At 58.9% G+C, this 12,600-nt stretch carries 10 protein-coding genes; all 10 read right to left on the reverse strand.

The genetic code is table 11. From position 1 onward, the window contains the following. Positions 1–1,004: 1,004 nt before the first annotated feature. A complete protein-coding gene (locus HB376_RS19785) occupies positions 1,005–1,586 on the reverse strand; it encodes a DUF3501 family protein (RefSeq protein ID WP_213765368.1) in 582 nt (193 codons plus the stop codon). Between the two features lie 24 nt (positions 1,587–1,610). After that, a complete protein-coding gene (locus HB376_RS19790) occupies positions 1,611–2,954 on the reverse strand; it encodes a heterodisulfide reductase-related iron-sulfur binding cluster (protein WP_213765369.1) in 1,344 nt (447 codons plus the stop codon). A gap of 210 nt (positions 2,955–3,164) precedes the next feature. Further along, positions 3,165–3,587: a rubrerythrin family protein gene (locus tag HB376_RS19795; protein WP_047897154.1), complete on the reverse strand. Its 423-nt coding sequence runs from the start codon at positions 3,585–3,587 to the stop codon at positions 3,165–3,167. Between the two features lie 196 nt (positions 3,588–3,783). After that, positions 3,784–5,850, reverse strand: coding sequence for a sigma-54-dependent Fis family transcriptional regulator (locus HB376_RS19800; RefSeq protein WP_346730531.1), 2,067 nt, complete (start codon positions 5,848–5,850; stop codon positions 3,784–3,786). Between the two features lie 490 nt (positions 5,851–6,340). Continuing rightward, positions 6,341–7,978 (reverse strand): molecular chaperone GroEL, encoded by a 1,638-nt coding sequence (locus HB376_RS19805; RefSeq protein WP_213765370.1) that lies wholly within the window; start codon positions 7,976–7,978, stop codon positions 6,341–6,343. 44 nt (positions 7,979–8,022) lie between these two features. Beyond that, on the reverse strand, positions 8,023–8,805 hold the full coding sequence (locus HB376_RS19810) for an iron-sulfur cluster assembly protein (RefSeq protein WP_213765371.1): 783 nt from the start codon (positions 8,803–8,805) through the stop codon (positions 8,023–8,025). Next, on the reverse strand, positions 8,802–9,821 hold the full coding sequence (locus tag HB376_RS19815) for an amidohydrolase family protein (RefSeq protein WP_213765372.1): 1,020 nt from the start codon (positions 9,819–9,821) through the stop codon (positions 8,802–8,804). The genes HB376_RS19810 and HB376_RS19815 overlap by 4 nt, the downstream gene beginning before the upstream one ends. Before the next feature lie 97 nt (positions 9,822–9,918). After that, complete coding sequence (locus HB376_RS19820; protein ID WP_213765373.1) at positions 9,919–10,272, reverse strand: MmoB/DmpM family protein; 354 nt, start codon at positions 10,270–10,272, stop codon at positions 9,919–9,921. A gap of 66 nt (positions 10,273–10,338) precedes the next feature. Further along, a complete protein-coding gene (locus HB376_RS19825; protein WP_213765374.1) occupies positions 10,339–11,424 on the reverse strand; it encodes a toluene hydroxylase in 1,086 nt (361 codons plus the stop codon). A gap of 61 nt (positions 11,425–11,485) precedes the next feature. Continuing rightward, positions 11,486–12,547 (reverse strand): FAD-binding oxidoreductase, encoded by a 1,062-nt coding sequence (locus HB376_RS19830; RefSeq protein WP_213765457.1) that lies wholly within the window; start codon positions 12,545–12,547, stop codon positions 11,486–11,488. Between the last annotated feature and the right edge of the window lie 53 nt (positions 12,548–12,600).

Raw genomic sequence — 12,600 nt, forward strand, 5'->3', positions numbered from 1 at the left:
CGGAGTCTATGCCGGGTTGCTAGGTTCTGGGGTTAGCGATTCTGGGTCTATGCCGGGTTGCTGCTTTCAGCGTTAGTGGTCTGCGAGAGTTGGATTTTCTCTTTATCACTATTAGCCACTGTGCGTGGCGGCACGTCATTTCTTTGTCCAAAGCGACAAAGAAACGAAGCAAAGAAAGCGCTTTTAAACCACGCTACCCTAAGTGTCCACAGCGTGCAGTTTTGATTCATAGGTGCCCCAAAAGCACGGTGCTCGCCAGAGCGAAAGATGTTTGAACCCCTCCTTCTCGCGAATCCTGACACGAACACGCTTCGCCCCGTACGCTCTCGGGCAAGCACGAATTGCCGAGGAACCCGCACGGCCTCACGCGTATTCGCTGCCGCGTTTCTTGGAGCGTTGGCCAAGCGTGCACTGTTTTTTTTGGTGGGCTATACGGCCGAACGCATACTTACGGCTTCATGTTTGGTGGGCTATTGCGCAGCATGCACAATTCTTTTCGCCGGCTAAGACCTCATACATCCGCGCGGCCCCGTTTCTTGGTGGGTTACCGACATGGTTCGTCATGCGTACAAATTGGTGGGTGGTCGTCCGCGGATAGCGCGGGGTGCCCCTTGGACAGGTTCAATCACTGGTGGCGAAGCTTGTGGGTATCCGTGTTCGGAGAAAGAGGGGTTCACACATCCTCCGCTCTAGCGAGCACCGTGCTTTTGGGGCACCCATGAATGAAAACTGCACGCTGTGGACACTTAGGGTAGCGTGTTTAAAAGCGTTTTCTTTGCTTCGTCTCTTTGTCGCTTTGGACAAAGAAATGACGTGCCGCCACGCACAGTGGCTAATAGTGATAAAGAGAAAATCCGACTCTCGCAGACCACTAACGCCGAAAGCAGCAACCCGATATTGACTCAGACCGCTAACCCCGGAACCAGGCACCCCAGCATAGACCCCGGACCACTACCACCGCCCCACCATCAACCCCGCCCCCAAGCGCGCGCACCCCCTCCCTTTCATGTCAAATCCTTCAACACCGAAGCCCGCGCCCGCGACTCTATCATCTGCGTAGGCACCATATAATTCGGATGATCGCATCCAATCCGCAACGCGGCTCCGTCCCGCAACTGCGCCTTCATCGCGGGCGTGAATTCAAACCGTACAAAATGCACCGCCGAGGTCTTCTCTTCATTCTCGCGTTCCAGGTCCTCATCAGCAATTGCATACACCGGCGGTTCACCCACAACCTGAATAAACACATGGTCCTCAATGCCAATCAACCGCGCCAACGCCGCATGCCGCTCGATTTCGTTCGCATATTCAATCTGCATCGTCGCTTTCAGATTGCTGCCGTCCGGCACAAGCGGCAGATAGGCATCCAGTTCAGCCTGAATACCCTCCTCTTCGAAGATCTTTTCAATGTGAAGCATTTCCTGGATCTGATAGCGGATCGTCAACTCATCTTCGAACAGGAACGTGACATGATTGCCTAGCGGCACAGTGCGCTCTTTCTTATGCTCAATCACCTGATTGCGCATCGTAATGCGCGACTTCGAATAGTTCTCGAGCGACAACAGCGAATGGCGAGTGATGCTCATCGGATGTCCTTGCAGTGCGAAATATCAGAGACCATAGGCCTTGCGCAACAGCGTCAGCGGATGCGCAAGCTCCGCCTTCGGCAAGCCGTTTTCATCGAGCCCCTGTTCGATATGATGGCCGGCCAGCGCACAATCCGACGAAATGTAGTCGGGCTGCGACTGCGCCATCGCCTTGAATACCGGCGTGCCAATCTGCATCGCCGTGCGATGAAACTCCTTTTTCACGCCGAACGTGCCGGCATGCCCGGAACAGCGCTCAACTACGTTCACCTGCGTATCCGGCACCAGCCCCAAGGTTTCTGCCGTCTTGCGGCCAATATTCTGCACCCGCGCATGGCACGGCACGTGATACGACACCCGGCCCAACCCGGTCTTGAAGTCAGTCTTCAGGAGTCCATCCCGATGACGCGACACAAAGTATTCGAACGGGTCCCAAAAGGCTGCGCTGACGGCGCGCACATCGGCATCGTCAGGAAACATCAGCGGCAGTTCGTGCTTATACATCAGCACGCAGCTCGGAATCGCGCCGATGATCGCATAACCCTCGCGCGCATATTTCGCGAGCACCGGCAGGTTCTTTTCTTTCTTGTCAGCGACGCCCTGCAGGTTGCCCTGCTCCAGCAGCGGCATGCCGCAACACGCTTCACTGGCAACGAGTTCGTAAGGCACTTCATTGTGAGCGAGCACGGCAAGCAGATCGTGACCGATGCCCGGTTCGTTGAAATTCACATAACACGTGGCGTAAATCGCGACCTTACCGGGCGTACGCTCTCCAGTGACCGCCTGTGACTGTGACACCTTCGATTTTTTCGCTGCACTGCGGAATTTACGCGCCGCAAAATCAGGCAACCATGCGTCCTTGTCTACGCCAAGCGCCTTTTCCATCAGGCCGCGCGCTGCGGCAGTGTGATTGACCGCATTCACCGTCTGCGTAATGACAGGAATGCCCGCGAAATGACCTAGCGCATCGGTATTCGACAGAAACTTGTCGCGTAGCTTCACGTCACCGCGTTTGTAGTCGACCGCTTTGGCGCGCAGCATCAAATGCGGAAAATCGACATTCCACGGATGCGGAGGCACGTAGGGACACTTCGTCATATAGCACAGGTCGCACAGGTAACACTGGTCGACCACCTTGCCGAATTCGTGTTTGTCGACTTCGTGTGCTTCGCCTGTATCGGTTGCATCAACCAGGTCGAATAGCGTGGGAAACGCACCGCACAACGACACACAACGCCGGCACCCCGCACAGATATCGAAGACGCGCGCCAGTTCCTGATCGAGCGCGTCCTGGTCGTAGAACCCGTCCGAGAGCCAGTCGAGCGGATGCCGCGTGGGCGCTTCGAGACTGCCTTCTTTATGGGGCATGACATCATGCTCCTGTTGTGATTTTCTACTTTTGTGCATTGACGCCGGACAGGTGCCGCGAGGTGCCGCGGGGATGCAGACCCGCGGCGCCATGCCCTACGCATCGCGCAGGCGCGAGCGGCAACCTGCGAAACGACATCGCATGCTTGGCCACACCCGCGAGCGCGATAGGTACCAGGAACGCCGGCGCTGCCGCCAGCGCGCCTCTCGTCAGTCGACTAGCGCATCGAGCGCTTTGGTATAACGATTTGCGTGGCTACGCTCCGCCTTGGCCAGCGTTTCGAACCAGTTGGCGATTTCATCGAAACCTTCTTCGCGCGCCGTCTTCGCCATGCCCGGATACATATCGGTGTATTCGTGCGTTTCGCCGGCAACCGCCGCTTGCAGGTTCAGACGCGACGAACCGAACGGCAAGCCGGTGGCAGGATCTCCCACCGCCTCCAGATATTCGAGGTGGCCGTGCGCATGACCCGTTTCACCTTCCGCTGTCGAGCGGAATAGCGCTGCCACATCGTTCTGACCCTCGACATCCGCCTTGCCCGCGAAATATAGATAACGACGATTCGCCTGAGATTCGCCGGCGAACGCCGCCTTCAGATTTTCTTCAGTCTTCGAACCCTTCAGTTGCGACATCTGAGCCTCCTTGCAAGCCTGTATTGGGGATGCGCGGTTGTAATATAGGTCGTCTCTATGACTCGCCATGCAGTCGCGCGAAGCTGCACGGTCCCATTTAAATCTAGCAGGTGAATCGGGGCTCCCGATTGGAGTTTTCAATCTCGCCGATAGCGGTTTGCCACTCGTTAGCCGTCCGTTTGCAACCCGGGAGCCGTCATTCCATGGCTGGTTTGACAATGCTTTCCAATTGATAGATTTCCAGCTTTCTATACAACGTGCTGCGGGAAACGCCGAGCGAACGGGCAGCCTGGGCGAGATTGCCATGAGCGCCATGCACTGCACGAGCAATGGCTGCGCGCTCTGTTTCTTCCAGACTGGTTGACTGAAGCGGCACCGGTTCCTCCGTGCCGACAGTCACCGTTTCGGCAAGCAGTTCCGCAGGCAATTCGTCGAGCCCTACCTCCTCTTCGCGTGACGTCAACAGTAAGTTTTCAATGATGTTTCGCATCTCCCTGACGTTGCCCGGCCAGGAATAAGCGCGCAGCACGGCCATGACTTCGGGGTTCAGCCGCCGTAACGGAACCGCGTGGCGGAGCGCCAGTCGGCGGTTGAAATGTTCGACCAGGAGATCAATGTCGATATCCCGCTCGCGCAGCGGCGGGATTCGTATGCGGGTGACGCTGATGCGGTAGTAGAGGTCACCGCGGAATCGGCCGGATTTTACTTCGTCATGCAGATTACGATTGGTCATCGCCAACAGACGCACATCGACACGCCGTGGCTGCGTGTCTCCTAATCGATAGACAACGCCCTCCTCAAGCGCGCGCAACAAGATGGGTTGCAGTTCGAGCGGCAACTCGCCGATTTCATCGAGACACAGTGTGCCGCCGTGGGCCAGTTCGAACCGGCCGGGTCGCCCCTCTGCAGTCGCTCCCGTAAATGCGCCATGCACGTGGCCAAATAACTCGCTGCCAATCAGCTCCTTCGACGCCGCCCCGCAGTTGTACGCGACGAAAGATCCGCCACCACCTTCCTCTCCGTGGATTGCGCGCGCGAACAGTTCCTTGCCGACTCCGGTCTCGCCCTCGATCAACACCGGTACGCGTCTGCGGGCAAGCTGGCGGCCTCGATTGACGGCGGCGAGCATGACAGCGCTCTGCCCGAGTATCTGGGCGAAACAATTGCGTTGCGGGTCCGCCTCGCTTCCGGCCTCACTACCCGTCTCACCGCCAGCCGTTGCGCTTCCTGGCACGTTGATGCGCTCGGCTGTCCGCTTGCCGGGGGAGCGCGACCGGATCGCGGGAACAACGAGCATTGCGCCGATCGTGCTGCCTTCAACGACAACCGGGTTGAACCATTCGGCACGCAAGCCTTGCGGCAGGTGCCGGGCCCAGTCTGCCACCGCGGAACTTTCGTCCATGCCGGGGAACCGCTCTCCTATGCCGACGGGAAGCGGCACGCGGCCGGTAGTGTGTACGAGCCGGCCGCGCCGGTCGATGGCAATCATCCCCGCTGCGTCGGACGATGAGAGCCGTTGCAGGCAAAAGGCCAATAAGCGCATATGCTGACGGGCGGACTGCTCGGCCAGCACCATTTCAATCTGCCGCGCCGCCGTAATCGCCAATGTCAGGTTATTGATCTGATAAGTCGAAGGCGGACCGGAAATATCGAGTACACCTATGATCGCACCGGTTCCGGGTTCGCAAATCGGCGCCGCCGCGCAACTCCAGGACTTGATCCCTTCGCAGAAGTGTTCCGAACCATGAATATAGGTTGGCTCACCGGTAGCGAGCGCGGTGCCGATGCCGTTGGTGCCCGCCATCGCTTCACGCCAGTCGCCGCCGGTCGTCAAGTGAATCTTCTCCCCGGCCGTCAATGTGCGCAGGTCACCTGCCGCCTTGAGAATTACACCGTCCTGGTTGGTCAGAAGCAGTATGGAGTGTGAATCCGCGAACAGATCCCCGGTCGCGGCGAAAAGGCGATCGGCGGCCGCCAGCAACTCCCGATGACGCCAACGCAAAGCGTCGACAGCGTCGCCGTGTACCGCGAACGGCGCGAGGCTCGCAGAAGGATTAACGCCGGACGCGAGACTACGTTGCCAGGATGCAATAAGAGCCGAGGGAACCGCTACTGATGACTCGCCCGCCAGAAAACGCTCCCATGCGCGCATGGTGTCGCGGTCAGAGTGGAGGACGTCGGCGCGCTGCGCCTGAGCCATCAGTCCATGCATCACAGACTGATCGCCAGGACTCGATGCATTCTCAATTTGGTGTCTCGCCACAAGTCTCCTCCGATGCGATTGGTCAACGCGAAACCCTTCTACGGCAGGCTTCGTCGCGACTCGCTTTTCTGGCATTGCGGCTGGCGCTTCTCGCTATTCAATTCTGTAAGCTGGCAGCAACACCACGGACTAGTATATGCCTAGCTTTTGATCAGGTCCGCTCGGGAAAACACGGCCCGGCCAACATGACCAACTATTCTTTTGCAAGACGCATAGCAGGCACAGACCGAGACCTTGCAGCGCTATTCTTGGCGGAAATGACTCAACGGTCATCGACGTAATAGCCCGCTATTACAAAGCGTGCTCAGTCCCGCCACGCGCTCACATAAAGCGGACTTGATGCGTTGTAAGCTAGTCCAAGCCGGAAACCGGGCCAACCAGCAATGCACGTTTGCCAAGTTCTTTAAAGTTAATTTCGCCATCTGATTCGGATTCCGAATTATTTTACATTCTGTACCCGGTATCCGCATGGCAACCGGGTACACCACGATTATTTCCGGCCGAACAATTCAGCGCCACCGCCAAGCGCAGGGCCAGCCGTGGGATCGATCGTCTCCGGCTTCTTGGCAATCAAGGTCTGGGTGGTCAGGATCAATCCTGCAACCGACGCGGCATTGCGCACCGCGCTATAGCTGACCTTCACCGGATCGATAATGCCCGCCTCTATCAGGTTCACGAAGGCGCCCGTGCGTGCGTCGAGTCCCATGCCCAGTCTTGATCGCACGGCCTCAGCCACGATCGCCTCGCCGTTCAGGCCGCAGTTCGTCGCGATGTGAAACAGCGGTTTCGTCAGGGCCCGCTGCAGCAGTCTCGCGCCCTGCTGGACACTTCCCTGGGTTCGTGAAACGATCCCTTCAAGTTCGGACGACACCCGCAGCAACGCCATTCCTCCTCCGGGTACGACTCCCTCGGCAATAGCCGCGCGCGCCGCGTTGATCGCATCCTCGATCAAATGAAGCCGGCGCTTCTGTTCAACCGGTGTGGCCCCGCCGGCGAGGATCATTGCGGTACCCCCGGATAGCTTGGCGAGGCGCACCTGGAACTTGTCCCGTTCAACATTTTCCGGCGCCATCTCGTACTGGCGTGCCACCTGCTGGCGACGCGCAACGACGCCGACCGGATCGCCGCCACCGGCCGTAATGATGGTCTGGTTTGCGGAAATGCGTACTTGCCGGGCGCTGCCGAGATCCCGCAGTTCCGCGGTCTCGAGTTTTCCGCCGAGGTCGCGGGCGATCACCCGGCCTCCCGTAACGATGGCGATATCCTCCAGCATCGCCTTGCGCCAATGCCCGTATTCAGGCGGATGGATAGCCGCCACGGGGACCCCGCCGTTGTCTCGCCAGGCGAGCAGGCTCACCACACAGGCGGGCGCAACCTCTTCGGCAATGATCAACAGCGGGCGCTTGCTGTCGGCTATGAGCGCCTGGATGGCCGCCACCTCTTCTACCGACTGCAGCCGCTGATCGGTCATCAGAATGAGCGGGTTATCGAGCACCACCTGCATTCTTTCGAGGTCCGTGACCATGTGATGAGACAGGTAGCCACGATCGAAGGCCATGCCATCGACCACTTCCAGGCGCGTTTCGACCGTCGTTCCATATTCGACGTCGACGATGCCATCAGGACCGACCCGCTCCAGCGCTTCGGCCACCATTGCGCCCGTGACCTCGTCGTTGGCGGCCACGATGGCAACGGCACGCACCTCCTCGCTTCCGCGCAGCGGAGTCGCTGTGCGTTTGAGCGCCGCGATTACTTCTGTCACAGCGGCCTCCAGGCCCTGGACCAGCTCGACCGGGTTGGCCCCTTCCGCGAGACAGGCAAGGCCGTCCTGCACCAGTGCATCGGCCAGGACGGTCGCCGTCGTGGTGCCGTCGCCGGCGACTTCATTGGTCTGCTTCGATACCTCCCTGACGACCTGCGCGCCGATGTTTTCGAACACGTCCTCCAGTTCGATCTCATTGGCGATGCTCACGCCATCGCGGGAGATGATCGGCGTGCCGATCGGCCGGTCGATGATCGCATTCATCCCACGCGGGCCGAGCGTGCCACGTACCGCCTTGGCGAGCTTGGCTACTCCGCGGCCGAGCGCCATGCGGGCCTCATCGTCGTGCAACATGATATTCGGCATGATTGCGTGTCTCCTTTTATGATTGGTTCGGATAACAAACCATTTTAAGTTGATCTGGCCACATCGATGGAACGAACGAAATGCACCGGTTTGACCTCCACTTGAGGTACGCATTCCGCGCCGTATCGGGTCGCCAGCAAACCGCGGCACAGCGCACTGTTGAATTCGGCGTTGACGCCAACCCGTCGCAAGGCGCGCAGGTAAGCGTGGATCTGGCCGGCATCGAGCAATGCGCCATCCTGGTCGACGAAGGCCAGTTCATCAGCATGCGATCCAACGACCGGGCGTCGTTCCAGATAGCGAACGACCAGGCGATGGCCCGCGGCATCGCAAGGCAGCGCGGCAAGTTCCGCCACGCTCAGGCGCAGCAGCACCGCTGACTCATGCCCGTGATCCAGCAGATGCGTCAGGAGCGCTTCCTGCCTTCGCTGGAAGGCCTTGACCATGAAGGTCCGGCGAACTTCCTCCAGTTCACCGCTGGCTTCACTGCCGAAAGTAGCCTGGAACGACAGCCCGGCCGCGACCCCGCGATTGATCTCGTCGGCATACATGTGCTCGCCGAGCCCCACCGTGACCTTCTTGACCCACGGCAAGGCCGCGACGGCAATACGCATGTCGTCAGCCATCAGGAACGCGAAATTCGCGGCGCACCAATAGGTCGGCAATCTGAAATCGATGCGAACCTCTCCGCCGTTATCGACCTCTACGCTAGTGACGAACCCCAGTTCCGTCACCGATTCGTCGAGCTCGGGGTCGATAACAGATCCGAGCCGCGCCCACACCTCCGCGGCCCGCTCAATCGTCGCTTCGGCTCGCATGATGGTCATACCGTGGCCGTCTGACGCGTGTCAGCCAGCAGCTTCTTCTGCGCTTCTATATCGACTCCATACAACCGCGCCGCGTTGAGCCCAAGGATTTTCTTCTTCGCTGTCAGGGACAGTTGAACGCCGGTTTCCTTGCTGACGGATTCAGGCAGTTCGAACGCCATGAACTTCTCGATCAACCACTTCGGAGACCAGATACCGTAGTCGCTGCCGTACAGGATCTTGTCTTCGCCGATCCAGAAAAGCAGCTCCGAAATCACGTGAGCGAAATATTCCGGGCGTGTATGAATGAACGGCAACACCACCGCGAGGCCGCCATAGACGTTGGTTTCCTGGGTCGCGATCCAGCAGAAATCGTCCAGGCGCGGCAAGCCGCAGTGCTCGACAATGAAGTTCAGGTTCTGGAAGCTCGTCGCTGCATCGTCGACGTCAGCAACATCGAAGGCGTCGCGGTTGAGCGGCAGGATTGTCGGGCCCTTGTGGACGTGGATGTTCTTGATGCCCAGCTTTTCGCAGCGTTCGAAGTATCTCTGTACGCCCGGGTCTGAAAGCTTGTAACCCTTGCTGTCGCCGCGCCATTCAGCGGTATAGAGCTTGACGCCCTGGATCTTGTAGCGCTCGGACAACTCGTCCAGGCGATCGAGCCCGGCCTCGCCGTCGCGTGGGTCGAACGCGCCGTTGACGATAAACCGATGCGGGTATTTCCCCTTCAACACGTAGTTGGATTCGGTGGTGTTGAAGCCGTTCTTGTAGAAGTCCGTCAGGTACGTCGGCTGACAGATCGCCATGTCGTCGTACCCTGTGACGAACAGGTCGTTGTACATGGCTTCCTCGCCATACTTGTCGAACTTCTCCTTGGGCCACAAATACTCTTTGGGACTCAGGTTTGAATGATAGGCATAGAAGCAGTCGATGAACTGCTGGCCGTGCACATTCTTCAGGTTGGCCTTGCTGCCGTCCCAAAGATGAACGTGCCCGTCGATAATGAAAATCTCGTCACCGTCCGTGGTTCGATACATGACATTGTCTCCATGGTTGTGCGAAAAGCGACCGGCAACATGTCACGCAAAGGTCATGCAATGCCGGTCGCGAATGGCGGTACGGTAGGGCCAGGGGTCACTCATAAGCCATGGCGTCGTCCATATTGCCGAACAGCACGACGGTGTCGTCATCGACCATCACCATCCGCCCGTAATGGGTCGAGGTGGAAATCTCGAACAGATGCGGGGTCATTTCGCGGCCAAGCGATTCACTGATCTCACTCATCTTGAACTCGATCTTCCCCTGCCCGTCTATACGGATCATCGCGGGCAGGTAGGTCACCTTGATGCCGGGCTTTTGCGCCATTAAATCCGCAATAGCGCGTGCCTCGACACTATCGTTCATGGTGACGCCGCACTGATGAGAAATGGTCTGCTCGAAACGAACGTCCTTCATCGACTTGAAGATGTTGTCGGTATGCACTGACATCGTGTACTCCTCTTCCCGGTTAGCTCGGATTACAAACGGATTGACAAAGGATCACCAAGGGATGATTCAGGCCCGGATCGACAGTGGAAAATGAATGCCAATCTCGCGAGCGATCATTTCGGCGCGCTCTATCGAACTGTTCAGGCTGTCGTTGAATTGCACCACCTTCACATGCGGAATCGACCAGATCGGTTGCAAGTGCTTCGCCGCTTCGGATGCAAGGGCGCCGTGCTTTTCCAGCCACTCGCCGAACAATTTTCGATTGGCGTCCCCATGCTTCGGGTCGTTGGCAAGCATGTGAAATAGCTCGACCGCGTTAGCCAGGTTGCGCTCATAGTCGCCCTCGGCCGCGGAAACTACCGTCGGCGTCAGGAAGTCGTTTTGCGACGCCGCCATCTGCATGATGAAACCGCTGCGAAACAGGTCGGCCACCAACGGCTCGAAGACCACGTTCACCGCGAAGTACTTTTCGAGGAAGTCAGTTGCGCCGCCAATAGCCTCCACTGCCCGGCGCGTTTCCTGCCAGATCGGATCGTTCAGCCAGTGTGACTTGCCGGCGTCGAGGTCGAGATTCGGCGCGTCCAGTGCGACTTCTCCCAGGTACAGCGTCAGGTCCTGCGCAAAGCGCAGCTTGTACGATGCATTCGTGAGGATGGCGCTGTTGATCATCTGCGTCACGCCGTAGCGCTGCGCGTGCATGGTCGCGGTACCCAGACCAAACTCTGCATGCTTGTAGGCGCCAAGATGCTGCTCCAGCACCTTGAGCCACGCCTTGTCGAAACGCTTCACCGCGCCCGAGCGCCGGGCATTGCTGATAGCGCTGCTGATCATGCCGATGATAGTCGACTGGCGCTGGTAGTGAGTGCGCTCCCATTCCTCATCGACCGCGCGGAACTTGTGCCAGTCCGTGCATTTGGCTGCGGTCCATGTTTCCGAATAGGTCGGCGTGCCGTCGGCGAACGAGATGATCCAGTCCTGCAGCAAGTAACGCTTCGGGTCCGGCTGAACATCGACGGTCATGTCCTCGTAGTGGGATGCCTTGCGCCCCTTGGGCTCGAAGTAGTTGTACTTGCGACTGTCCCAGCCAGCAAACTGGGCCGCGCCGGCCGCGCCTGATGCAAGCGGTGCCGGTTGCTCTATCGTGGTGCTCATGTCGATCCTCCTTCGTCTTTCAGTTATCGGAACTTCGGGTCTGCAGCCCTGCGACGGGCGGTCAGCGGACGGCCTGGGTAAATTTGTCGAAATAAAGCCGCTCGGGTGAAACGCCGGCCATTTGCAGTACGGGCATCACCGCGTCGATCATGGGTGTCGGACCACACGTATAAGCGTCGATCTCGCCGGCAAGCGCTTCCTCGCGCAAGGTCCGTCCGAGCACCTCGTGAATAAAGCCGGTCTCGCCGGTCCAGTCGTCGCCGGCTTCAGCATGCGAAAGCGCCGGGATAAAGCGGAAGTCGTGCAGTTTCTCCGTGAGCTCGGCGAAGTCGTCGAGATAAAACAAGTCGCCACGGGTACGGGCGCCGTAGAAGAAACGTACCGGCCTTTGCTCGCCGCTCTGGACAAGATCGTTGAGGATCGACCACAAGGGAGACATTCCAGAACCGCCGCCCACCAGCACCATGGGCCCCGGCTGCTCCTCTCGCCGGAAACAGGTGCCGTACGGTCCCTTCGCCACCAGCCGGTCACCGGGCTTGAGGCCGTCGTCGAGCTGAGAAGAGAAAGCACCAGTGGGGTATTTCTTGATAATGAACGCGAGGCTCGTCTGGCCCCCTGGCTCGCTTGGTACGCTCGCCATGGAGAACGACCGTGTGATGTCCAGCCCCGGAATAGTCAAGTCAACGTACTGGCCGGCCCAGAACCGCAGGGGCTGGTCCAGTTCCACTTCGAGCAGCCTGATGTCGTGCGTCAGCGCGCTGATCTTCGTCAGCGTTGCCCCGAATTCCTTCACCGCAATTGAGCGGCGCATCAGGTCTTCGTCGTAATTCAGCAGTTCCACTGTCAGGTCACTGAAGGCGAGCGTCCTGCACAGCAAGATGTGATTCGTCTCACGCTCATAGTCGGGCAGCGCGAAGGTTGAGTACTTCTTCAACTCGACGTCGCCCTCGATCAACAGGGACTTGCAACTGCTGCATTGTCCTTCCTTGCATCCGTGCATCACCGAGATGCCCTGGCGGAACGCGGCATCCAGCACGGTCTCACCCTCCGCGACCTCCATCTCGACGCCGACAGGCTCGAATCGCACTATATGAACCGTCTGGTAGTCGATTGTTTCCGGCATGGCATCCCTCTTCCATTGCGTATCGGTCGTGCTGCTCATCGTGCCCTCCTGAT

Source organism: Caballeronia sp. dw_19 (genome assembly GCF_018449515.1).
In the GTDB taxonomy this organism is placed as follows: domain Bacteria; phylum Pseudomonadota; class Gammaproteobacteria; order Burkholderiales; family Burkholderiaceae; genus Caballeronia.

Bases quoted from the DNA above. Each gene is read 5' to 3' on its own strand.
- HB376_RS19820 (WP_213765373.1), bottom strand. From the start codon at position 10,272: ATGTCAGTGCATACCGACAACATCTTCAAGTCGATGAAGGACGTTCGT.
- HB376_RS19810 (WP_213765371.1), bottom strand. From the start codon at position 8,805: ATGACCATCATGCGAGCCGAAGCGACGATTGAGCGGGCCGCGGAGGTG.
- HB376_RS19790 (WP_213765369.1), bottom strand. From the start codon at position 2,954: ATGCCCCATAAAGAAGGCAGTCTCGAAGCGCCCACGCGGCATCCGCTC.
- HB376_RS19830 (WP_213765457.1), bottom strand. From the start codon at position 12,547: ATGCCGGAAACAATCGACTACCAGACGGTTCATATAGTGCGATTCGAG.
- HB376_RS19795 (WP_047897154.1), bottom strand. From the start codon at position 3,587: ATGTCGCAACTGAAGGGTTCGAAGACTGAAGAAAATCTGAAGGCGGCG.
- HB376_RS19785 (WP_213765368.1), bottom strand. From the start codon at position 1,586: ATGAGCATCACTCGCCATTCGCTGTTGTCGCTCGAGAACTATTCGAAG.
- HB376_RS19805 (WP_213765370.1), bottom strand. From the start codon at position 7,978: ATGCCGAATATCATGTTGCACGACGATGAGGCCCGCATGGCGCTCGGC.
- HB376_RS19825 (WP_213765374.1), bottom strand. From the start codon at position 11,424: ATGAGCACCACGATAGAGCAACCGGCACCGCTTGCATCAGGCGCGGCC.
- HB376_RS19815 (WP_213765372.1), bottom strand. From the start codon at position 9,821: ATGTATCGAACCACGGACGGTGACGAGATTTTCATTATCGACGGGCAC.